This is a genomic window from Salmonella sp. NW177 (assembly GCF_051811585.1).
GTDB lineage: Bacteria > Pseudomonadota > Gammaproteobacteria > Enterobacterales > Enterobacteriaceae > Salmonella > Salmonella enterica.
This window is the reverse complement of the sequence record NZ_JAMMZV010000005.1, coordinates 131127-154024: the sequence shown is the minus strand read 5'-3', so window position 1 is coordinate 154024 and position 22898 is coordinate 131127. Positions and strand designations below refer to the sequence as shown.

Sequence of the window (22898 nt, the reverse complement as noted above, 5' to 3'; positions counted from 1 at the left end):
GTGAGCGCAATGCTCACCTTTTTGATCCGTTTCAGAAAGAGATTAGAACGCGTAGTTAAAGTTAGTACCGAACAGCCAGGCTTTCCCTTCAGATTCAAACTGATAAGGGCCTTCATTAATTTTCACGCTCTGACCATGCATATAAGAGACGCCAACGTCGACAGACGCATCTTTATTAAAGGCGTAAGTCGTACCGGCGCTCAGCCAGAAACGGTCCTGGTCCGGAATAGAGATAGAACGGTTTTGCGCTGGTACCGGGCTGTCATCGAAGGCGATACCGGTACGGAACGTCCAGTTGTCATCGTAGTAATAGGTGGTACCCAACGCAATGCGATAAGCGTCTTTAAAGCCTTCATGCTTCTCAAAGAGCGTATCGCCGGCGGTCGATTTTGCCTTCAATTCCTGGAACTGGCTCCAGCTGGTATAGGCCAGGCTATAGTGGATGGCCCACTGTGGCGCCACACGGTTATAACCGGACACTTCCCACATTTCCGGCAGATTCAGCGTCAGGTAGCCTGACTGCGTCGCGCCGCCGGTTGCCGTTGGGATAGGCAGGTTAAATCGGTTTATAGCGATGGGAAGATCGCTACTGTAGTTGCCTTTAAAGTCAATTTTGACTTCCGAGCGGTAGGTCAGCGCGTAGCGGTTATTTTTATCCAGTTCATAAAGGATACCGGCATTCCAGCCAAAGCCCCACTGATTACCGTTCAGGTGGGCAATCTTGGTGTCGCTGGGAATCTGACCCGCGACCGGCGCCAGCGCCGGATTCTGTGCCGCGACCAACTGGCCTAAATCGCCCGCAAAACGTTCGATTTTTGCACGCGCGTATACCGCATCAAAGCCGAGGCCGAAGCTCCAGGCCTCATTTAAGCGATAAGCGCCGCTTAAATTCAGGTTCATGGTTTCAAGATCGGTCGTACCGCCAACCGAGCCGCCGGCGTATGTGTCGTTAAACTCTGTCGCCAGACCATAGTTAGAGGTAATAGAAGCCCCCCAGCCAAACTGGTCGTTAATCGGGGCGACAAAATGGACGTTCGGCACCCAGGCCGTCGGCGCGATGTTATCCGCATCTAACGTCCGACGAGATGGCGATGTCCCGCTAATATTAACATCAGGATCAATATAAACCGCGCCCGCTGAAAACGTCGGGCGGTCAAACATGGTAATTAACGCCGGGTTGCGGCTAACGTTACCCGCATCATCTGCGATTGCGCCTTCACCCGAATAGGCCCGGCCAAGGCCAGAGGAAGAAAATTCGTTTAACTGAAAGCCTGCAGACCAGGCCTGGGTGGAGATGATTGCCACTGCGACTGCGAGAGCAGACTTTGTAAACAGGGTTTTCTGGCTCATGACCATAACCTCATTGATTATTTTTATACAAACTATGTTACATGCTGTAACAGGAGCGCGAAGTGTAGGGTCTGCGGTACGACTTAGAAATCAGACCAGTGGCGAGAGTATAGGTCTGACCAGCTAGAATGTTGCAAGTATGTTTATAAGTTTTTTCAATTGTGATCTTAGAAACGAGATCTGGCTGGCAAAATCGGCGGGCTTAACGGTCACCCGATCGCGCGATTTTTGTTTTAGATCATTTTTAAGTGTGATTTCGGTCACTTAACGCGTTTCCCACCATTAACGACTGGAGAGGCGAATGCCGGGAGCGTAAAATATCCCCATCGTTTATCTGGCACCCTGGGTGCAAATACAGAGGAAATCTACAATGAGTAAATGCAGTGCTGATGAAACCCCGGTTTGCTGCTGTATGGACGTTGGAACCATCATGGACAACTCCGATTGCACCGCGTCATACAGCCGCGTATTCGCTACCCGCGCAGAGGCTGAAGAGACGCTGGCGGCGTTAACCGAAAAAGCGCGTAGCGTGGAGTCTGAACCTTGCCAAATTACGCCAACCTTTACCGAGGAATCCGAAGGCGTTCGTCTGGATATTGATTTTGTTTTTGCCTGCGAAGCAGAAACGCTGATCTTCCAGCTCGGCCTGCGTTAATCCGTTCATTCACGACGCCTCCATCATCATCTGGCGGAGGCGTTTTCTTTTTTTGTCGCTTCCCTTCACTGTGCCTTAGCTCCCACTTTCTTTTCTCTCTGCTTGGCTAAATGTAAAAAATTGGTTAAGACTGTGATCAGGTCAGACCACTAATTTATTTTTTTACAGGGGAGTACTATGCGTCAGGCTTTACCGTTGGTCACCCGTCAGGGCGATCGCATTGCTATTGTCAGTGGGTTACGAACCCCCTTCGCTCGTCAGGCCACTGCATTTCATGGTATTCCCGCTGTTGATCTCGGCAAGATGGTGGTAGGCGAGCTGCTGGCGCGCAGTGAAATTCCAGCCGATGCCATTGAGCAACTGGTTTTTGGTCAGGTAGTACAAATGCCGGAAGCGCCCAACATTGCGCGCGAAATTGTGCTGGGTACGGGGATGAATGTTCATACCGATGCCTATAGCGTAAGCCGCGCCTGCGCCACCAGTTTTCAGGCGGTAGCGAATGTGGCGGAAAGCCTGATGGCCGGCACGATACGCGCGGGTATCGCTGGCGGCGCAGATTCGTCGTCGGTACTGCCAATAGGCGTGAGTAAAGCCCTGGCGCGGGTACTGGTTGATGTCAATAAAGCCCGGACGACCCGCCAACGGCTGACGCTTTTTTCTCGTCTGCGCTTACGCGACCTGCTGCCCGTTCCTCCCGCCGTTGCTGAGTATTCCACCGGTCTGCGCATGGGCGATACCGCCGAACAGATGGCGAAAACGTATGGTATTACACGTGAACAGCAGGACGCGCTGGCGCATCGTTCACATCAGCGCGCCGCGCAGGCATGGGCGGAGGGCAAACTGGCGGAAGAAGTGATGACGACCTATGTGCCGCCGTATAAAAACCCCTTTGCAGAAGACAACAACATTCGCGGCACCTCCACGCTGGCGGACTACGCCAAACTGCGTCCCGCTTTTGACAGAAAACATGGCTCTGTGACCGCCGCCAATAGTACACCGCTGACCGACGGCGCTGCCGCCGTTATTCTGATGACCGAATCCCGCGCTAAAGAGCTGGGGCTGCGCCCGCTTGGTTATCTGCGCAGCTACGCCTTTACCGCTATTGATGTCTGGCAGGACATGCTATTGGGGCCGGCCTGGTCAACGCCGCTGGCGCTGGAGCGGGCCGGGTTGACGATGGCCGATCTGACGCTTTTTGACATGCATGAAGCGTTTGCCGCTCAGACTCTGGCGAACTTACAACTGCTGGGCAGCGAACGATTTGCCCGTGAGGTGCTTGGTCGTGCGCAGGCGACAGGGGAGGTGGATGACGCTAAATTCAACGTGCTCGGCGGCTCAATCGCCTACGGGCATCCTTTTGCCGCAACGGGCGCACGGATGATAACCCAAACGTTGCATGAGTTACGGCGTCGGGGCGGAGGTTTTGGCCTGGTCACAGCCTGCGCGGCTGGCGGTCTTGGCGCGGCGATGGTTCTGGAGGCGGAATAATGACTACCACATCAGCTTTTATGCTTAACGTGCGTCTGGATAATGTCGCGGTTGTCGCTATTGATGTCCCTGGAGAAAAGGTGAACACCCTGAAAGCGGAGTTTGCCGCGCAGGTACGCGCCATCCTGAAGCAGATCCGGGAAAATAAAGCGTTGCAGGGCGTTGTTTTTATCTCAGCCAAAGCAGATAACTTTATTGCTGGCGCTGATATCAACATGATAGGTCACTGCCAAAACGCGCAGGAAGCGGAAACGCTGGCGCGTCAGGGGCAACAACTGATGGCGGAGATCCAGGCGTTGCCTGTTCCGGTTATCGCCGCCATTCATGGCGCCTGTCTGGGGGGCGGCCTTGAAATGGCGCTGGCCTGCCATCGACGTATCTGTACCGACGACGTTAAAACCGTTCTCGGACTGCCGGAGGTACAGTTAGGGCTTTTACCGGGATCGGGCGGAACGCAGCGACTTCCACGGCTGGTGGGGGTCAGTACCGCGCTGGATATGATCCTGACAGGTAAACAGCTTCGCGCCAGACAGGCGCTTAAAGCCGGGCTGGTTGATGATGTGGTGCCGCAAACTATTTTACTGGAAGCGGCTGTCGAGCTGGCTAAAAAAGAACGCCTGGCGCAGCGGACATTACCGGTCCGTGAACGTATCCTGGCGGGGCCGCTGGGGCGCGCGCTGTTATTTCGCCTGGTGCGTAAAAAGACGGCGCAAAAAACGCAGGGTAATTATCCGGCGACGGAGCGGATCATTGATGTGATTGAAACGGGACTGGCGCAGGGCAGCAGTAGCGGCTATGACGCGGAAGCGCGCGCTTTCGGCGAGCTGGCGATGACGCCTCAATCGCAGGCGCTGCGCGCTATTTTCTTTGCCAGTACCGAGGTGAAAAAAGATCCCGGTAGCGATGCGCCGCCCGGCCCGCTGAACAGCGTGGGCATCTTAGGCGGCGGGTTAATGGGTGGCGGTATCGCCTGGGTTACGGCCTGTAAAGGCGGATTGCCAGTACGAATTAAGGATATAAATACTCAGGGGATCAATCATGCTCTGAAGTACAGCTGGGATCTGCTTGAAACAAAAGTACGCCGCCGCCATATCAAAGCCAGCGAACGCGATAAACAATTGGCGTTGATATCAGGTTCGACAGATTATCGTGGTTTCAGTCATCGTGATCTGGTCATTGAAGCGGTGTTTGAAGATCTGCCGTTAAAACAACAGATGGTGGCGGAAGTGGAACAAAATTGCGCTGCTCACACCATTTTTGCCTCCAATACTTCTTCCCTGCCGATTGGCGATATTGCGGCGAATGCGGCCAGACCGGAACAGGTGATTGGATTGCACTTTTTTAGCCCGGTCGAGAAAATGCCGCTGGTTGAGGTCATTCCTCACGCGTCTACTTCCGCGCAGACCATCGCCACGACCGTTAAGCTGGCGAAAAAACAGGGTAAAACCCCGATAGTCGTCAGCGATAAAGCCGGGTTTTATGTTAACCGAATTCTTGCGCCGTATATCAATGAGGCGATTCGGATGCTGACTGAAGGCGAACGTGTCGAACATATTGACGCCGCCCTGGTAAAATTTGGTTTTCCGGTGGGGCCAATCCAACTTTTGGATGAGGTAGGAATCGACACGGGCACTAAAATTATTCCTGTGCTTGAGGCGGCGTATGGAGAACGTTTTAGCGCGCCTGCAAATGTTGTCGCTTCAATTTTGAATGACGATCGCAAAGGTAGAAAAAATGGCCGCGGTTTCTATCTTTATGGCGAAAAAGGGCGTAAAAGCAAAAAACAGGTTGACCCTGCTATTTATAAGCTTATTGGCGTGCAAGGGCAGAGTCGACTATCTGCGCAGCAGGTGGCAGAGCGCTGTGTCATGTTAATGCTTAACGAAGCGGCGCGCTGTTTCGACGAAAAAGTGATTCGCAGCGCGCGCGATGGCGATATTGGCGCCGTGTTTGGTATCGGTTTTCCGCCGTTCCTCGGTGGCCCGTTCCGCTATATGGATGCTCTCGGGCCGGGTGAAATGGTGGCGACATTACAGCGCCTGGCCGCACTTTACGGTCCTCGTTACGCGCCTTGTGAACAATTAGTGCGCATGGCGGAGCGCAGGGAGCATTTCTGGACGAATGGGGAAACTGACCAGGGAAATTGAGGTCAAAGAGAATATGAATCCGCACTGAATGCCTCCTTAATGGCGAAATAATAATCAAGGATTGACTATGCTTACGCCATTGAGGTAAAAAACAGCGTTTCATTCGGTGAATGGATAAGGCACAATGCCGGCCACCGCATTTTTGCCGCAGCCAATAGGGGCATGTGGTAAGCGTGTTGGTGAAACTGGTTAACAAAAGCGGTGCAATATGCAAGTTTTTATCATGCGTCACGGCGACGCAGCCCTCGATGCCGCCAGTGATTCGGTTCGTCCCTTGACCCCTTGTGGGTGTGACGAGTCTCGCCTGATGGCGAACTGGCTGAAAGGTCAAAAAGTGGATATCGAACGTGTTCTGGTGAGTCCGTTTCTTCGGGCCGAACAGACGTTAGATGTGGTCGGCGATTGTATGAATCTGCCGGCTCAGGTGGATGTCCTGCCGGAGCTAACGCCCTGTGGCGATGTCGGTCTGGTCAGCGCCTACCTCCAGGCGCTGGCCAATGAAGAGATCGGATCGGTGCTGGTGATCTCTCACTTACCTCTGGTCGGATACCTGGTATCTGAGCTTTGTCCGGGCGAAACGCCGCCGATGTTCACGACGTCCGCAATTGCCAACGTTACGCTTGATGTAAGCGGCAAGGGGACATTCAACTGGCAAATGAGTCCCTGCAATCTGAAAATGGCGAAAGCGATTTAATCTTTGCTGCCTGATGGCGCTTCGCTTATCAGGCCTACGACAGCGCTGGCTGTTCGTAGGCTGGATAAGCCGCTTGCGCCGCCATCCGGCAATTCCGCATCAGGGTAATTCGGGCGGTTGCCACTCTTCCACTTCAATCAACACCAGCAGCGCGGCGTCGCCGCCGTACTCTTTTGGTGCTTGATGAAAGGCCATCACATGCGGATGCTGCGCCAGCCATAACGGCGTTTGCTGTTTCAGAATATGTTTACCGTGTCCATGCATGACGCAGGCGCAAAAAATATGTTCCCGACGGCAGGCGGCAATTAGCGCTCCCAATTCCTGCTTGGCCTGAAGCTGCGTTAAGCCGTGTAAATCCAGAAACAGTTCCGGCGAATAGTCGCCGCGACGCATTTTTTTTAGCTCGAAATGGCTGACATCTTCACGGACATACTTTACCGGCCCTTCCGTATTGAGCAGCGGCTGGAACTCATCAGAAAAATAGTGGCTGGCGTCCGCCTGTTCCTGAATTAACCTTCGGGTAGGGACTTCCGTGATTTTCTTGCGCAGTGGCCGATGGACGATAGTATCCTGTTTAATCTTTCGGGTGCCGACCATCAGCTGACGGAACAGCGCCTGGTCCTCCTCGCTGAGCGATGTTTTCTTTTTCATTCGTGGGTCTCGTCTGATCTTTTGCCTTAGTTTACCCGACCAGGAGGATATCCGAACGGTCAAAACGGATTTTTCGTATTCTCCCGCCGCGTCAATGCTGATTTATCCCTGCCTTCGTGGCAAACTAGCCGCCGAATTTAATGCGAGCATGCCCTGGAGGAATACGTGGATAAAATTTTCGTCGATGAAGCAGTAAGTGAACTGCATACCATTCAGGACATGTTGCGCTGGGCGGTAAGCCGCTTTAGCGCGGCGAATATCTGGTATGGACACGGTACCGATAACCCGTGGGATGAAGCGGTACAACTGGTGTTGCCGTCTCTTTATCTGCCGCTGGATATTCCGGAAGATATGCGGACCGCGCGGCTGACGTCCAGCGAAAAACACCGCATTGTCGAGCGAGTGATTCGTCGCATTAACGAGCGTATCCCGGTCGCCTACCTGACCAATAAAGCCTGGTTCTGCGGCCACGAATTTTATGTCGATGAGCGCGTGCTGGTGCCGCGTTCGCCGATTGGCGAGCTGATTAATAACCACTTCACCGGCCTTATTAGCCAACAGCCGAAATATATTCTGGATATGTGTACCGGCAGCGGCTGCATCGCCATCGCCTGTGCTTATGCTTTCCCGGACGCAGAGGTTGATGCGGTCGATATTTCGCCGGATGCGCTGGCTGTCGCCGAGCATAACATTGAAGAACACGGTCTTATCCATCACGTGACGCCAATCCGCTCCGATCTGTTCCGCGATCTGCCGAAAGTTCAGTACGATCTGATTGTCACTAACCCGCCTTATGTCGATGCGGAGGATATGTCCGATCTGCCGAACGAATATCGCCACGAACCTGAGCTGGGGCTGGCGTCCGGCACTGACGGCCTCAAATTGACCCGTCGTATCCTGGGAAATGCGCCGGATTATCTGTCCGATGACGGCGTTCTGATTTGTGAAGTCGGAAACAGCATGGTACATCTGATGGAGCAGTATCCGGATGTGCCGTTCACCTGGCTGGAGTTTGACAACGGCGGCGATGGCGTCTTTATGTTGACCAAAGCGCAGTTGCTCGCGGCCCGTGAACATTTCAATATTTATAAAGATTAAAACACGCAAACGACAACAACGATAACGGAGCCGTGATGGCAGGAAACACAATTGGACAACTCTTTCGCGTAACCACTTTCGGCGAATCACACGGGCTGGCGCTTGGGTGTATCGTCGATGGCGTGCCGCCCGGCATCCCGTTAACGGAGGCCGATCTGCAGCACGATCTCGACAGACGCCGCCCCGGCACCTCGCGCTATACTACCCAGCGCCGCGAACCGGACCAGGTAAAAATTCTCTCCGGCGTGTTTGATGGCGTGACGACCGGCACCAGCATTGGCCTGCTGATTGAAAACACCGATCAGCGCTCGCAGGACTATAGCGCGATTAAAGATGTTTTTCGTCCGGGACACGCGGATTACACCTATGAGCAGAAATACGGCCTGCGCGATTACCGTGGCGGTGGACGTTCTTCCGCGCGTGAAACCGCGATGCGCGTAGCGGCAGGGGCGATTGCCAAGAAATACCTGGCGGAAAAGTTCGGCATCGAAATCCGCGGCTGCCTGACCCAGATGGGCGACATTCCGCTGGAGATTAAAGACTGGCGTCAGGTTGAGCTTAATCCGTTCTTTTGTCCCGATGCGGACAAACTTGACGCGCTGGACGAACTGATGCGCGCGCTGAAAAAAGAGGGTGACTCCATCGGCGCGAAAGTGACGGTGATGGCGAGCGGCGTGCCGGCAGGGCTTGGCGAACCGGTATTTGACCGACTGGATGCGGACATCGCCCATGCGCTGATGAGCATTAATGCGGTGAAAGGCGTGGAGATCGGCGAAGGATTTAACGTGGTGGCGCTGCGCGGCAGCCAGAATCGAGATGAAATCACGGCGCAGGGTTTTCAGAGCAACCACGCTGGCGGCATCCTCGGTGGCATCAGTAGCGGGCAACACATTGTGGCGCATATGGCGCTGAAACCTACCTCCAGCATTACCGTGCCGGGACGTACGATCAACCGGATGGGTGAAGAAGTCGAGATGATCACCAAAGGGCGCCACGATCCGTGTGTGGGGATTCGCGCAGTGCCGATCGCAGAAGCCATGCTGGCGATCGTGCTGATGGATCACGTGCTGCGCCATCGGGCACAGAATGCGGATGTAAAGACAGAGATTCCACGCTGGTAAGAAATGAAAAAAACCGCGATTGCGCTGCTGGCATGGTTTGTCAGTAGCGCCAGCCTGGCGGCGACGCCGTGGCAGAAAATAACTCATCCTGTCCCCGGCGCCGCACAGTCTATCGGTAGCTTTGCCAACGGATGCATCATTGGCGCCGACACGTTGCCGGTACAGTCCGATAATTATCAGGTGATGCGCACCGATCAGCGCCGTTATTTCGGCCACCCGGATCTGGTCATGTTTATCCAGCGGTTGAGTCATCAGGCGCAGCAACGGGGGCTCGGAACCGTCCTGATAGGCGACATGGGGATGCCTGCCGGAGGCCGCTTTAATGGCGGACACGCCAGTCATCAGACCGGGCTTGATGTGGATATTTTCTTGCAGTTGCCGAAAACGCGCTGGAGCCAGGCGCAGCTATTGCGCCCGCAGGCGTTAGATCTGGTGTCCCGCGACGGTAAACATGTCGTGCCGTCGCGCTGGTCGTCGGATATCGCCAGTCTGATCAAACTGGCGGCACAAGACAATGACGTCACCCGTATTTTCGTCAATCCGGCTATTAAACAACAGCTTTGCCTCGATGCCGGAAGCGATCGTGACTGGCTACGTAAAGTACGCCCCTGGTTCCAGCATCGCGCGCATATGCACGTGCGTTTACGCTGCCCTGCCGACAGCCTGGAGTGCGAAGATCAACCTTTACCCCCGCCGGGCGATGGATGCGGCGCTGAACTGCAAAGCTGGTTCGAACCGCCAAAACCTGGCACCACAAAGCCTGAGAAGAAGACACCGCCGCCGCTGCCGCCTTCCTGCCAGGCGCTACTGGATGAGCATGTACTCTGATGGACAATTTTTATGATCTGTTTATGGTCTCCCCGCTGCTGCTGGTGGTGCTGTTTTTTGTCGCCGTACTGGCAGGATTTATCGATTCTATCGCTGGGGGCGGAGGGCTGCTCACTATCCCTGCGCTGATGGCCGCCGGGATGTCGCCGGCAAACGCGCTGGCGACCAATAAATTACAGGCGTGCGGCGGCTCCCTCTCGTCTTCGCTCTATTTTATTCGCCGTAAAGTGGTAAACCTGGCCGAGCAAAAGCTCAATATTCTGATGACGTTCATTGGCTCGATGAGCGGCGCGCTGCTGGTGCAGCACGTGCAGGCGGATATTTTGCGCCAGATCTTGCCCATCCTGGTGATTTTCATCGGCCTCTATTTTTTATTGATGCCGAAGCTGGGCGAGGAAGATCGCCAGCGCCGCCTGTATGGATTACCGTTCGCGCTGATAGCCGGGGGATGCGTCGGGTTTTACGACGGCTTTTTCGGGCCTGCCGCCGGGTCGTTTTACGCTCTGGCGTTTGTCACCTTATGTGGCTATAACCTGGCGAAATCCACGGCACATGCCAAAGTGCTTAACGCTACCTCCAACGTTGGCGGCCTGCTGTTATTTATCATCGGCGGCAAAGTGATCTGGGCGACGGGCTTCGTGATGCTGGTTGGTCAGTTTTTAGGGGCGCGAATGGGGTCGCGTCTGGTGTTGAGCAAAGGCCAAAAGCTTATCAGACCGATGATCGTTATTGTCTCGGCGGTAATGAGCGCCAGGTTACTTTATGATAGCCACGGACAGGAGATCCTCCACTGGTTGGGGATGAACTAATGAACAATACGCACCATTACGAACAGTTAATTGAGATTTTTAACGGCTGCTTTGCCGAAGAATTTAATACCCGTCTGATTAAAGGCGACGACGAACCGATCTATCTTCCTGCTGACGCGCAGGTACCGTATCACCGTATCGTCTTTGCGCATGGGTTTTACGCCAGCGCGCTGCATGAGATTTCTCACTGGTGTATCGCCGGTAAGGCGCGCCGCGAACTGGTTGACTTTGGTTACTGGTACTGCCCGGACGGACGCGACGCGCAGACCCAAAGTCAATTCGAAGACGTTGAGGTGAAGCCACAGGCCTTCGACTGGTTGTTTTGCGTGGCGGCGGGGTATCCCTTTAACGTCAGTTGCGACAATCTGGAAGGCGATATTGAGCCGGATCGCGTGGCGTTTCAGCGCCGGGTTCATGCGCAGGTAATGGCGTATCTGGAGCAGGGCATTCCTGAACGTCCGGCCCGCTTCATCAAAGCGCTACAGAATTACTATCACACGCCCGAACTTAAGGCGGAACAGTTCCCGTGGCCGGAAGCGCTTAATTAAAGCCAGCGCCACGTTTACAATGAGGAAAGAAGATGATCGCGGAGTTTGAATCACGCATTCTGGCATTAATTGACGATATGGTAGAGCACGCCAGCGACGATGAGCTTTTTGCCAGTGGATACCTGCGTGGCCACCTGACGTTAGCCATTGCCGAGCTGGAGAGCGGTGATGACCACTCCGTTGAGGCGGTCTATGCCAACGTTAGCCAAAGTCTGGAAAAAGCGATCGGCGCCGGCGAACTGTCGCCGCGCGATCAGGCGTTAGTCAAAGCGATGTGGGACAATTTGTTCGACAAGGCAAAACAATAACGCCGTGGGCTGGAAGGCGACGCTTGCCGCCTTCCGCTATTGACTGGCCCATTACTTCACCGCTTTTCCCTTCAATAACTTTCTCACCCATAACCGATTCGGATTTAACGCCGCCAGCGTACCGGCATCCAGTGGAATCGGCTCGTTACTCATCTGCGCCGCCAGAATTTCTGCGCATAATGGCGCTGAGCACAAACCACGCGATCCCAGCGCGCCGAGCATAAATAAACCCGGATACACAGGCGCAGGCGCCGCCGACGTTTTATTATCGGCTAAATCGGCGTAATGCGTCAGCGTGGCGTGGTAATCCGGGACATTGCCCACCATCGGCAGGTGATCGCGGGTGGCGCAACGCACGCCGCAACGGGCGCTGTTGCCGCTAACGTCAACCTCTGTGGCCCATTTCGCATCCGGAAAACAGTCAAGCAGACGCTGTCGGTTCTGACGCTGATCTTCTTCGCGCCAGACGGTGCTTTCGTCCCCCCGGTGATAGCTGGCGCCAATACAGTGCTGCTGATTATGCGGATTTTGCGGCGTCAGATAGCCGTCGTAGCATAACACCTGACGCAACGCCGAGAGAGCGGGGGTGGTGGGAATATGACTGACCTGCCCCCCGACGGCATACACCGGCAGCGGCTGGGTCTGATCAAAACGGTTAATCTGATGGCCGTTCGCCAGGACGACGGTCTCATGGCTGACGGTTTCACCTGACGTAAAGCGCAGTTGCCAGCGCGACTCCTGCGCAACGAGCGACGTGAGCGTATGGCGAAAGCGCGTTTGTAAACCCTGTTCGGTCGCCAGTGCGATGACTGCGCGAGTTAATTGTTCCGGGCACAGCCAGCCGCCTTCCGGATAGGTAATTCCTCCGCAGCGTGTCGTCACGCCAACCGCCTGTTCCGCCTCTTCAGCATTGAGCGCCGAGGCCAGTCCGGCGGGCAGCGCCAGGGACAGCATCTGGGCAATTTTCTGCTGGCTTTTCTCATCCCATCCGAGCTGCGTCACGCCGCACCAGTCATGATCAAAAGAGACGGGCAGGGCATCATACAGGCGACGGGCAAAGGTGAATGCGGTCGGGAAAAAGCGATTAATGGCGGCGTCATGTTTGCTAAGGAGCGGATAAAGCGCGCCCTGTCGATTACCGGAAGCGCCCTGGGCGGGCTGATCATCTGCGCAATAGAGCGTCACCTGCCAGCCGCGACGCAGTAACGCCAGTGATAACAGCGCGCTGGCGATGCCGCCGCCAATGATTGCTGTTTCACGTTTTTCGCTTCCGCTGCGGTAAAACCAGGGCGCGGAAAGGGTCGGCATGAGGTGTTGTTCCATCACTCCGCAAAGCATCTCGCGTTTACGTCCGAAGCCTTTGCGTTTTTGCATGGTAAAACCGGCTTCCTGTAATCCCCGACGGACGAAACCCGCCGAGGTAAACGTCGCCAGCGTTGCGCCGGGCCGCGCCAGCCGCGCCATCGCGTTAAACAGGTTTGGCGTCCACATATCCGGATTTTTCGCCGGGGCAAAACCGTCGAGGAACCAGGCGTCGACTGTTTGATTCAGCGTGGCGTCCAGTTGGTCGGTCAGTTCATTAATATCGCCAAACCACAAATCCAGCGTCACCCGGCCCCGATCCAGCAATAGGCGGTGGCACCCCGGGAGCGGCAGCGGCCATTGCGCCTGCAGCTGCTCTGCCCAGGGCGCGAGCTCCGGCCAGTGTTGGTGCGCCAGCGCCAGATCGTCGCGCGTTAACGGGAATTTCTCAAAACTGATGAAATGTAACCTTTGCAGCGTCGCTTGTGGGTGCGCAGAACGAAAGCTGTCAAACGCCTGCCACAGCGTCAGGAAGTTAAGTCCGGTGCCAAAACCGCTTTCCGCGACTATAAATAATGGATGTGAATGTACGGGAAATCGCTCCGCAAGACGATTGCCGCCAAGAAAAACGTAGCGTGTCTCTTCGAGTCCATTGTCATTAGAAAAATAGACATCATCAAAATCTCGGGAAACAGGTGTACCCTCAGCGTTAAATTCGAGTGTGGCGGGTTGTATGGCGTATTGTTTCACGTAAGTTACTCGTCTGACGGGCGGTATCGCGATCTTAACGATGTGTGCCTGACGGCGCAAATTTCCGTACTAAATGGCTGATCGGACTTGTTCGGCGTACAAGTGTACGCTATTGTGCCAATCGAAACTTAAAAATAGTGCGAATTACAGAGGTATTGAATGAAACGTGCAGTGATTACTGGCCTGGGCATCGTTTCCAGCATCGGTAATAACCAGCAGGAAGTCCTGGCATCTCTGCGTGAAGGACGTTCAGGGATCACTTTCTCTCAGGAGCTGAAGGACGCCGGCATGCGTAGCCAGGTATGGGGCAACGTAAAACTGGATACCACTGGCCTCATTGACCGCAAAGTCGTGCGCTTTATGAGCGACGCCTCCATCTATGCTTATCTGTCTATGGAGCAGGCAGTGGCCGACGCCGGTCTGGCGCCGGAAGTCTATCAGAATAACCCGCGTGTCGGCCTGATTGCAGGTTCCGGCGGCGGCTCCCCGAAATTCCAGGTCTTTGGCGCAGACGCCATGCGTAGCCCGCGTGGTCTGAAAGCCGTGGGCCCGTATGTGGTGACGAAAGCAATGGCATCCGGCGTTTCCGCCTGCCTCGCTACGCCGTTTAAAATTTATGGCGTGAACTACTCCATTAGCTCCGCTTGCGCGACCTCCGCACACTGTATCGGCAATGCGGTTGAACAGATCCAACTAGGCAAACAGGACATCGTTTTTGCTGGCGGCGGCGAAGAGCTGTGCTGGGAAATGGCCTGTGAGTTCGATGCGATGGGCGCACTGTCCACCAAATATAACGATACGCCTGAAAAAGCGTCCCGTACCTATGATGCGCACCGTGATGGGTTTGTCATCGCGGGCGGTGGCGGTATGGTTGTTGTCGAAGAGCTGGAACACGCTCTGGCGCGCGGCGCGCATATCTATGCGGAAATCGTCGGCTATGGCGCAACATCCGATGGCGCAGACATGGTTGCTCCGTCTGGTGAAGGCGCAGTACGTTGCATGCAGATGGCGATGCACGGCGTAGACACGCCGATCGACTACCTGAACTCTCACGGTACCTCTACTCCGGTAGGCGACGTGAAAGAACTCGGTGCAATCCGTGAAGTGTTTGGCGATAACAGCCCGGCTATCTCCGCGACCAAAGCGATGACCGGCCACTCGCTGGGTGCGGCTGGCGTGCAGGAAGCCATCTACTCTCTGCTGATGCTGGAGCACGGTTTTATCGCGCCGAGCATCAACATCGAAGAGCTGGATGAGCAGGCTGCGGGTCTGAACATCGTGACCGAAACGACCGAGCGTGAACTGACTACCGTAATGTCTAACAGCTTCGGTTTTGGCGGCACCAACGCCACGCTGGTGATGCGTAAGTTGTAAGCCTGACTATTACGTTGTAGTATCAACAATGAAACAGGTCGCTAATGCGACCTGTTTTTTCATTCAGGGAATAACAAATTATATGGATATTATATAAATGCCAACTAATACATTAGATAAAATTAGGCATAGTTTGAGTTGTGTGGCTGTTTTATTTGGTTTGTTCGGCATTTTTGTTTTTGCCTCATTTTCGCCTTCCTATGCCTGGCTTTATTTGGGAGGTCTGGCTGCGCCTTTTATATATAGTATTGTTTTTGTCTATGCGATTGCCGCCTGGAGTATTTATTCAAAGTATTACCCGTTTTTATCATTGGGTCGCTTATCATTCGTGGAGTGTTTTGTTCCGGCGCTGGCCCTGGTGTGCCTTACCGTTCTCTACAATGCTTTTAGTGGCCCGGAACCCTGGATGGCCGAGTTATCAAGGCAATTTTTTCTTCATAAATTTCTTAACACGCTGGCGATGTGCTTTCTGGCTCCTGTGGCGGAGGAAATTATATTCAGAGGGTTTTTATTAAACAGCAGTATCGGTTGGGGGCGGTACTCAAGAGCTTCCGGTATTATTATTACTTCACTCGCTTTTGCATTTATGCATACACAATATCTCTTTGCGGTGACTTTTGTTTATCTGTTTGTTTTTTCATCGATATTATGCGTTGTTCGAATGAGAAGCCGTGGGCTAATGATACCGATAACACTTCATATTTTAAATAATGCCTGGGTTGTTTTCGGCTTACTGTTTTCAGCGACGGAATAAGAGCCTGATGAAATAGGCGCTTTAACCTCTCCGGTACGAACAAGAGACCGATGGCGATTCCCTTTTTTAATGCTTCTTATATTCCGGCGCGACTTTTGCTGACCAGGCCTCAGCCTGGGTGATGGCGCCTGCGTCATAAATCGGCTGTTCATAATCCTTATCAGCATCCCGAACGCGGTAAATTTTCCAGCGTCCCTCTTCCCAACGGGTATAAACCTCCAGGTGGATGGGCGTTGACTCTGTAGCCAACAGAACATCCACTTTTTCTCCGCCGAGGAAAGGGTGTGCCTTCCCAACCCGTAACTGTGGAATCCACTCTGGCGCATAGTCCTGCGCATACATAAAATAATCTGCCCCCACAATCTCCTGTTCATAAAGGGACTGTATTAGCGCCAGGCGATGAATAACCTCTTTAGCAACGTAACGTTGCATTAAGGCGGTGGTGTCGTCAGGGGTATTCACATCGTTCGTGAACGTCGTCATCCATGAGGTATAGAACTGCTTCACGGCCTGCGTACTGTCGTGATGAGGCGCAGAGCAACTACAAAGCAACAGGATAAGCGCGACAAGGGAGAACGTTTTCATTAATTCTTCCTGTAGATGGTATATGAGGGCCTGGCTGCCCGGTAGCCCGGGCCGGCCCACATATCGCGTTGTTTAAAATCTGAATACCACTCTGCACCATCGTATATCGCCATGTGACCGCTCGGGTTTCCGCCAGCGTAAGGTTGAATAATAATGACGTCACCCTCGCGCGGCATTTCATAGGTACCAATAGCGGTGAATCCGGCGCTTCTTAACATTGGGCCATAATCTTTCGCATGATATGTATGCCCCAGCGTGATACCGCCCGCCTGAATTGCCTTTCGGGTAAATTCCGCACACCGGCCTGACGAGAAAGATCTCTGAGCGTAATACCTCTTTTTTCAAGTGCACTTTTAATATCTGCACGATGCCAGTCCTGGCTTTTTGGTTCCATTCTGTAATCCTAAGAAGATGTGTTATCGGCACCGATATTTTTAAGGTAAAAATTAGCGCGAGAAAAAGAAAGTTACTTTCTTTTTCACTCTGAGAATAGTGCCGGAAAGAAAGCAAAATTTCGCGAAAAAGAAGAAATATTTTTATTTCATCAGGGGAAAGGAAAGAAACCGATGGCAAAGGAATGGTTCACGGTTAAGGAATGTCTTGGCTTACCGGGGTTTCCGGGAAGCGAGCCTGCGGTTCGCGAACGTTTGTATAAGTACAGCGAAGGGAAAGAGGGTGTCAGGCGTAAGCGTGTTAAATCAAAGGCCGAGGAGTTTCATATATCTGTTTTCCCTCTTTATGTTCATCGTTATCTTGACGACAGCGGAGAGGAACCGACGCCAGAACCCATTTCCTTACAGGAAGCGGAGCCTGAAGATATCCAGGAGATGATGTTCAGGTTACTGACGCCAGAACAGCGCAAGCAGGTGACCGGACGGTTTAAGGTGAGAGGGATGAAAGCGGTCTTTCCCTTTCTGTTTAATGACACGCCGCCACGTTGATACCCTGGCTGCAATTTCAAGGTTGACAAGTTTCGCGTCTCACAGGCAGACTTCACTCTCTACATTATCCTTCCGATAATGCGTAAGCGTTTAACGTTATCCAACGCACCTTAATCCTGACGTTCAGGTAGAGGGGGGCGTGGCCTTTCCCCGCCTTACTCTGCATTCTGGAGTAATGCATGACAGCAGTTAGCCAAAAAACAACGACCCCGTCTGCGAATTTTTCGCTGTTCCGCATCGCCTTTGCGGTTTTCCTGACCTATATGACGGTCGGCCTGCCGTTACCCGTCATCCCGCTTTTTGTCCATCACGAACTGGGCTATAGCAATACGATGGTTGGGATCGCCGTGGGCATTCAGTTTTTTGCGACGGTACTGACGCGCGGCTATGCCGGACGGCTGGCGGATCAATATGGCGCTAAACGATCGGCGTTACAGGGGATGTTTGCCTGCGGGCTGGCGGGCGCCGCCTGGCTCCTGGCCGCGCTGTTGCCGGTTTCCGCGCCGATAAAATTCGTGCTGCTTATTGTCGGGCGTTTGATCCTCGGATTTGGCGAAAGCCAGCTGCTGACCGGAACCCTGACCTGGGGACTGGGGCTGGTTGGCCCAACGCGTTCCGGTAAGGTGATGTCGTGGAACGGAATGGCGATTTACGGCGCGCTGGCGGCCGGTGCGCCGTTGGGCTTGCTGATCCATAGCCACTTTGGCTTCGCGGCGCTGGCGGGGACGACGATGGTTTTACCGCTGCTGGCCTGGGCATTCAACGGCACCGTGCGTAAAGTGCCTGCGTATACGGGGGAGCGACCTTCACTGTGGAGCGTGGTCGGGCTTATCTGGAAACCGGGCCTGGGCCTGGCATTGCAGGGCGTGGGCTTTGCCGTCATCGGTACGTTTATTTCACTTTATTTTGTCAGCAATGGCTGGACGATGGCGGGATTCACCCTGACCGCGTTTGGCGGTGCGTTTGTCCTGATGCGCATGTTGTTCGGTTGGATGCCGGACCGCTTTGGCGGCGTGAAGGTCGCCGTTGTCTCATTGCTGGTTGAGACGGCAGGGCTGCTGCTCTTGTGGCTGGCGCCGACGGCCTGGATAGCGCTGGTAGGCGCGGCGCTCACCGGGGCTGGGTGTTCACTGATTTTCCCGGCGCTGGGCGTGGAGGTTGTGAAACGCGTACCTGCACAGGTACGCGGTACGGCGCTCGGCGGCTACGCCGCGTTTCAGGATATCTCCTACGGCGTTACCGGCCCGCTGGCGGGCATGTTGGCCACGTCATGCGGCTATCCTTCCGTATTCCTCGCGGGAGCGATCTCCGCGGTGGTTGGCATCCTGGTGACGATATTATCGTTCCGGCGTGGTTAAGAAACCAGCCAGAAAAGCGCCAGTACAATTATTAGCGCGATAAACAACAGGCCTGGCCGCGCAGACAGATTTTTTACGGTTTCAATCATCGGCGCGAACGGGCGGTAGATGGGTTGAATAGAGAGCGGTTCAAGCTCATCCGCCTCTCGCTCTACGCGACGCAGGAAAATATGGTTAAGTAAATCCTGCACCTGGGCGGTGGTCAGCACCGTTTGCGGCTGAATTTGATAAGTGTGTTGGGCATACTCTTTGATCGCTGTGAGTTCGTCCGGTTCCAGCGGTTGTTTTAACGCAGCCTGCAGCGTATGTAGCGTAGGCGCGTGTTGTAGTGACAGCGTCTGCCGCGCCTGTAGCCATGTCGCCAGATGAGTAAACTGCTTTGCCGGAATGAGCTCGCCGCTTTTCACGCCGGAGAGTTCCAGCATTGATTGCCAGATAAGTTTGTTTGACTCGCCGGTCGCGGCCGCCAGCTTCGTCACCAACTGATTTAACGTATTATGTTCAGCAGGCAATAATGGCCGATCCGTTGCCGGACGTTGCTGCGGCTGCGGAATGGAAAGCTGCCCCTGTTGCAGGAGCGTCAGCACGTTTTTAAGTTGATCGGGCGTAAGCTGGCTAAGCGCGGTTTGACCGTATTGCTGACGGATAAAATCGCTGACGGCCTGACGATTATTCCCGACGCCAAGCAGCTCTGTTAGCTGTGAAAGCACCTGACGATTGGCGTGATTTTGCTGCGCTACGCCCAGACGCTGGGTAAGATTCTGTTCAGCGGCGGGGAAGTGGCGCGACAGTAGCGGCGCGTCATTTTTTATCCCCAGATCGTGTTTCATTCCGGCCCATACTTCCGCGCTTTGCTGCTGGGTCAGTGAAATCAGGCGCGTGATCAGCCTTTCCAGTACCGTACGCTGTTGCATGGAAAGCGGCTGCTCGCTCGCAGCGGAAAGAGGATTACGCCCTTCGCCTGGAGGCTGTGCAGGGGCGCCGGAGATGGGATGCATAATTAATTATCCTTTAACCATAAATCTGAGCAATATATGCCTGGCGGCCAGATTATGGCACACTTGTCCGGTTAACTCTCGTTCTCAAACAGGTACGACAGTCGTGAAAATTCTCGTTGATGAAAATATGCCTTACGCCCGCGAATTATTTAGCCGCCTGGGTGAGGTAAAGGCAGTGCCGGGTCGCCCGATCCCCGTTGAAGAATTGAACCATGCCGATGCGTTAATGGTGCGTTCGGTCACGAAAGTGAATGAATCGCTGCTGAGCGGCACGCCGATTAACTTCGTTGGTACTGCTACGGCAGGCACCGATCATGTGGATGAGGCATGGCTGAAGCAGGCGGGCATCGGTTTTTCAGCCGCGCCCGGCTGTAATGCTATCGCCGTGGTGGAGTATGTGTTTTCCGCGCTGTTGATGTTGGCCGAACGTGACGGCTTTTCGTTACGCGATCGCACTATAGGGATTGTCGGCGTGGGTAACGTCGGAAGTCGGCTACAGACCAGGCTTGAAGCGTTGGGTATCCGCACGTTGCTGTGCGATCCGCCACGCGCCGCACGCGGGGACGAGGGTGATTTTCGTACGCTGGATGAGCTGGTGCAGGAAGCGGATGTCCTGACTTTCCATACGCCGCTCTATAAAGACGGACCGTACAAAACGCTGCATCTGGCCGATGAGACGCTGATCCGTCGACTGAAACCCGACGCCATTCTCATTAACGCCTGCCGCGGTCCGGTGGTGGATAACGCCGCGTTGCTGGCGCGACTTAATGCCGGGCAGCCGCTGAGCGTGGTGCTTGATGTGTGGGAGGGCGAACCGGATCTTAACGTCGCGCTGCTGGAAGCCGTGGATATCGGCACGTCGCATATTGCCGGCTATACGCTGGAAGGCAAAGCGCGCGGCACCACCCAGGTCTTTGAGGCGTATAGCGCGTTTATTGGCCGCGAGCAGCATGTCGCGCTGGAGACATTACTGCCTGCGCCTGAGTTTGGTCGTATTACGCTTCATGGCCCGCTGGATCAACCGACGCTGAAAAGACTGGCGCATTTGGTGTATGATGTGCGCCGCGACGATGCGCCGCTGCGTAAAGTCGCTGGAATTCCGGGTGAATTTGATAAATTGCGTAAAAATTATCTTGAGCGCCGTGAATGGTCGTCTTTATACGTGATGTGTGACGACGAAACGGCAGCCGCCTTGCTGTGTAAGCTAGGTTTTAACGCTGTTCATCACCCGGCACATTAATGTCTTCTTAATGCTCCCTGTCGAATAATGCGACAGGGACGCTTATGTATTTCTGGAGTAAATCACCATGTCTGAAGGCTGGAACATTGCCATTCTGGGCGCAACGGGCGCCGTAGGCGAAGCCCTGCTTGAAACACTGGCTGAACGCCAGTTCCCGGTCGGTGAAATTTATGCATTGGCGCGTCATGAAAGCGCGGGCGAGCACCTCCGTTTTGGTGGCAAGTCGGTCATTGTCCAGGATGCGGCGGACTTTGACTGGACGCAGGCGCAGTTGGCGTTTTTCGTTGCCGGCGCAGAGGCGTCGGCTGCCTGGATAGACGACGCGACCAATGCAGGTTGCCTGGTGATAGATTCCAGCGGTCTGTTCGCGCTGGAGCCTGATGTGCCGCTGGTCGTGCCGGAAGTTAACCCGTATGTACTGGCGGATTACCGTAACCGTAACGTGATTGCGGTCGCCGATAGTCTGACCAGTCAACTGCTGGCGGCGCTCAAGCCGTTAATCGATCAGGGGGGACTGTCGCGTATTGCCGTCACCAGTATGTTATCAGCGTCCGCGCAGGGGAAAAAAGCGGTCGATGCGCTGGCTGGACAGAGTGCGAAGCTGCTTAACGGCATACCGATTGATGAAGATGATTTCTTTGGCCGCCAGTTGGCGTTCAATATGCTGCCGCTGCTGCCGGATCGGGAAGGCAGCGTGCGCCAGGAACGTCGTATCGTCGATGAAGTGCGTAAAATTTTGCAGGACGATGGCGTGATGATCTCCGCCAGTGTCGTGCAGTCGCCGGTGTTCTATGGCCATGCGCAGATGGTGAGCTTTGAAGCGCTCCGTCCGCTGGCGGCGGAAGAGGCGCGCGAGGCATTTTCCCGCGGTGAAGATATCGTACTGTCAGAAGAGACGGATTACCCGACGCAGGTGGGCGACGCTTCCGGCAATCCACAGCTCTCTATTGGCTGTGTGCATAATGATTACGGTATGCCGGAACAAATTCAGTTCTGGTCAGTGGCGGACAACGTGCGTTTCGGCGGCGCGCTGATGGCCGTTAAAATTGCGGAGAAGCTGGTGCAGGAGTATCTGTACTGATGTCCGGACAGCAATCATCGCCGGTCTATAAAATTGCGCTGGGTATTGAGTACGACGGCAGCAAGTATTATGGCTGGCAGCGTCAGAATGAAGTGCGCAGCGTGCAGGAAAAGCTGGAAAAAGCGCTCTCGCAGGTGGCAAATGAACCTATTAACGTGTTCTGCGCCGGGCGTACCGATGCCGGCGTTCACGGCACCGGGCAGGTTGTCCATTTCGAAACGACCGCATTGCGCAAAGATGCGGCATGGACGCTGGGGGTAAATGCGAATTTGCCTGGTGACATTGCCGTGCGCTGGGTGAAAACTGTACCGGATGATTTTCACGCGCGATTTAGCGCTACGGCTCGCCGTTATCGCTATATCATCTACAATCATCGACTGCGTCCTGCGGTGTTAGCAAAAGGCGTGACGCATTACTATGAGCCGCTGGATGCAGAGCGGATGCATCGCGCGGCGCAGTGTCTGCTTGGCGAAAATGATTTTACCTCGTTTCGCGCAGTGCAGTGCCAGTCGCGCACGCCGTGGCGTAATGTGATGCACATCAACGTTACCCGCCACGGCCCTTATGTGGTGGTCGATATCAAAGCGAATGCCTTTGTTCATCATATGGTCAGGAATATTGTCGGCAGCCTGCTGGAAGTAGGCGCTCACAACCAGCCGGAGAGCTGGATCGCAGAGCTGTTAGCGGCCAGGGACAGAACGCTGGCGGCGGCAACGGCGAAGGCGGAAGGGCTATATTTGGTTGCGGTGGATTACCCTGACCGGTTTGACCTTCCAAAACCACCAATGGGCCCGCTATTTCTGGCGGACTAATCCGAA

The 22898-nt window shown here is 54.5% G+C and carries 22 protein-coding genes and 2 pseudogenes; 17 read left to right on the top strand and 7 right to left on the bottom strand.

Annotated features, from left to right (window positions below; translation table 11 throughout):
- Positions 1 to 42: 42 nt before the first annotated feature.
- Positions 43 to 1350, bottom strand: a complete 1308-nt coding sequence (gene fadL, locus NA986_RS15480; RefSeq protein WP_001518618.1) for a long-chain fatty acid transporter FadL — start codon at positions 1348 to 1350, stop codon at positions 43 to 45.
- Between the two features lie 370 nt (positions 1351 to 1720).
- On the opposite strand from fadL, the gene NA986_RS15475 reads away from it, so the two are divergent.
- From NA986_RS15475 to sixA, 4 genes are all read left to right on the top strand, one after another.
- Entirely contained in the window at positions 1721 to 2005 is a 285-nt protein-coding gene (locus NA986_RS15475) for a YfcZ/YiiS family protein (RefSeq protein WP_000030904.1), read from the top strand.
- Positions 2006 to 2182: 177 nt separating this feature from the next.
- A complete protein-coding gene (fadI, locus tag NA986_RS15470; RefSeq protein WP_001248132.1) occupies positions 2183 to 3493 on the top strand; it encodes an acetyl-CoA C-acyltransferase FadI in 1311 nt (436 codons plus the stop codon).
- Entirely contained in the window at positions 3493 to 5640 is a 2148-nt protein-coding gene (gene fadJ, locus NA986_RS15465) for a fatty acid oxidation complex subunit alpha FadJ (protein WP_000214135.1), read from the top strand. The genes fadI and fadJ overlap by 1 nt, the downstream gene beginning before the upstream one ends.
- Positions 5641 to 5848: 208 nt before the next feature.
- A complete protein-coding gene (sixA, locus tag NA986_RS15460) occupies positions 5849 to 6334 on the top strand; it encodes a phosphohistidine phosphatase SixA (protein WP_001195801.1) in 486 nt (161 codons plus the stop codon).
- Positions 6335 to 6433: 99 nt separating this feature from the next.
- On the opposite strand, the gene smrB is transcribed toward sixA, so the two are convergent.
- Complete coding sequence (gene smrB / locus NA986_RS15455) at positions 6434 to 6985, bottom strand: endonuclease SmrB (RefSeq protein WP_000730794.1); 552 nt, start codon at positions 6983 to 6985, stop codon at positions 6434 to 6436.
- A gap of 165 nt (positions 6986 to 7150) precedes the next feature.
- Between smrB and prmB the strand changes: the two genes are divergently transcribed.
- The 6 genes from prmB to NA986_RS15425 are packed head-to-tail and all read left to right on the top strand — an operon-like array spanning position 7151 to position 11697.
- Positions 7151 to 8083: a 50S ribosomal protein L3 N(5)-glutamine methyltransferase gene (prmB, locus tag NA986_RS15450; protein WP_023216674.1), complete on the top strand. Its 933-nt coding sequence runs from the start codon at positions 7151 to 7153 to the stop codon at positions 8081 to 8083.
- A gap of 35 nt (positions 8084 to 8118) precedes the next feature.
- Positions 8119 to 9204: a chorismate synthase gene (gene aroC / locus NA986_RS15445; RefSeq protein WP_023216673.1), complete on the top strand. Its 1086-nt coding sequence runs from the start codon at positions 8119 to 8121 to the stop codon at positions 9202 to 9204.
- A gap of 3 nt (positions 9205 to 9207) precedes the next feature.
- Entirely contained in the window at positions 9208 to 10032 is an 825-nt protein-coding gene (gene mepA, locus NA986_RS15440; protein WP_000750429.1) for a penicillin-insensitive murein endopeptidase, read from the top strand.
- On the top strand, positions 10032 to 10841 hold the full coding sequence (locus NA986_RS15435; protein ID WP_000368599.1) for a sulfite exporter TauE/SafE family protein: 810 nt from the start codon (positions 10032 to 10034) through the stop codon (positions 10839 to 10841). Before mepA ends, NA986_RS15435 begins: the two co-directional genes overlap by 1 nt.
- Positions 10841 to 11389 carry an elongation factor P hydroxylase gene (locus NA986_RS15430; protein WP_001066345.1) on the top strand — a complete coding sequence of 183 codons (549 nt, stop codon included), beginning with the start codon at positions 10841 to 10843 and terminating at the stop codon, positions 11387 to 11389. Before NA986_RS15435 ends, NA986_RS15430 begins: the two co-directional genes overlap by 1 nt.
- Positions 11390 to 11421: 32 nt before the next feature.
- Positions 11422 to 11697 carry a YfcL family protein gene (locus NA986_RS15425; RefSeq protein WP_000559749.1) on the top strand — a complete coding sequence of 92 codons (276 nt, stop codon included), beginning with the start codon at positions 11422 to 11424 and terminating at the stop codon, positions 11695 to 11697.
- Between the two features lie 51 nt (positions 11698 to 11748).
- On the opposite strand, the gene mnmC is transcribed toward NA986_RS15425, so the two are convergent.
- Complete coding sequence (mnmC, locus tag NA986_RS15420) at positions 11749 to 13749, bottom strand: bifunctional tRNA (5-methylaminomethyl-2-thiouridine)(34)-methyltransferase MnmD/FAD-dependent 5-carboxymethylaminomethyl-2-thiouridine(34) oxidoreductase MnmC (RefSeq protein ID WP_070794488.1); 2001 nt, start codon at positions 13747 to 13749, stop codon at positions 11749 to 11751.
- Between the two features lie 159 nt (positions 13750 to 13908).
- Here mnmC and fabB point away from each other — a divergent pair, with 159 nt between their 5' ends.
- Entirely contained in the window at positions 13909 to 15123 is a 1215-nt protein-coding gene (fabB, locus tag NA986_RS15415) for a beta-ketoacyl-ACP synthase I (RefSeq protein ID WP_000817161.1), read from the top strand.
- A 97-nt stretch (positions 15124 to 15220) separates the two neighbouring features.
- Positions 15221 to 15877, top strand: a complete 657-nt coding sequence (locus NA986_RS15410; protein ID WP_001142900.1) for a CPBP family intramembrane glutamic endopeptidase — start codon at positions 15221 to 15223, stop codon at positions 15875 to 15877.
- A gap of 66 nt (positions 15878 to 15943) precedes the next feature.
- On the opposite strand, the gene NA986_RS15405 is transcribed toward NA986_RS15410, so the two are convergent.
- The 3 genes and pseudogenes from NA986_RS15405 to NA986_RS15395 all read right to left on the bottom strand — a co-directional run.
- A complete protein-coding gene (locus NA986_RS15405; RefSeq protein WP_023181631.1) occupies positions 15944 to 16462 on the bottom strand; it encodes a YbjP/YqhG family protein in 519 nt (172 codons plus the stop codon).
- Positions 16462 to 16779: pseudogene (locus NA986_RS15400) on the bottom strand (hypothetical protein); the annotation flags it as partial. The pseudogene NA986_RS15400 and the gene NA986_RS15405, both read right to left, overlap by 1 nt.
- A pseudogene (locus NA986_RS15395) lies at positions 16725 to 16856 on the bottom strand (helix-turn-helix domain-containing protein); the annotation flags it as partial. The pseudogenes NA986_RS15400 and NA986_RS15395, both read right to left, overlap by 55 nt.
- Before the next feature lie 172 nt (positions 16857 to 17028).
- Here NA986_RS15395 and NA986_RS15390 point away from each other — a divergent pair.
- Together NA986_RS15390 and NA986_RS15385 are read left to right on the top strand one after the other, a co-directional pair.
- Positions 17029 to 17403, top strand: coding sequence for a hypothetical protein (locus NA986_RS15390; protein WP_001051265.1), 375 nt, complete (start codon positions 17029 to 17031; stop codon positions 17401 to 17403).
- Positions 17404 to 17582: 179 nt separating this feature from the next.
- Complete coding sequence (locus NA986_RS15385) at positions 17583 to 18761, top strand: MFS transporter (protein ID WP_023216015.1); 1179 nt, start codon at positions 17583 to 17585, stop codon at positions 18759 to 18761.
- Here NA986_RS15385 and flk read toward each other — a convergent pair.
- Entirely contained in the window at positions 18758 to 19759 is a 1002-nt protein-coding gene (gene flk / locus NA986_RS15380; protein WP_000553395.1) for a flagella biosynthesis regulator Flk, read from the bottom strand. The genes NA986_RS15385 and flk overlap by 4 nt on opposite strands.
- A 103-nt stretch (positions 19760 to 19862) precedes the next feature.
- On the opposite strand from flk, the gene pdxB reads away from it, so the two are divergent.
- The 3 genes from pdxB (at position 19863) to truA (ending at position 22892) form a co-directional block, all read left to right on the top strand.
- Positions 19863 to 20999, top strand: coding sequence for a 4-phosphoerythronate dehydrogenase PdxB (gene pdxB / locus NA986_RS15375; RefSeq protein WP_023216016.1), 1137 nt, complete (start codon positions 19863 to 19865; stop codon positions 20997 to 20999).
- Between the two features lie 67 nt (positions 21000 to 21066).
- Positions 21067 to 22080 (top strand): aspartate-semialdehyde dehydrogenase, encoded by a 1014-nt coding sequence (locus NA986_RS15370; protein ID WP_001289141.1) that lies wholly within the window; start codon positions 21067 to 21069, stop codon positions 22078 to 22080.
- A complete protein-coding gene (gene truA / locus NA986_RS15365) occupies positions 22080 to 22892 on the top strand; it encodes a tRNA pseudouridine(38-40) synthase TruA (RefSeq protein WP_000016631.1) in 813 nt (270 codons plus the stop codon). The genes NA986_RS15370 and truA overlap by 1 nt, the downstream gene beginning before the upstream one ends.
- The last annotated feature ends 6 nt before the right edge of the window (positions 22893 to 22898 follow it).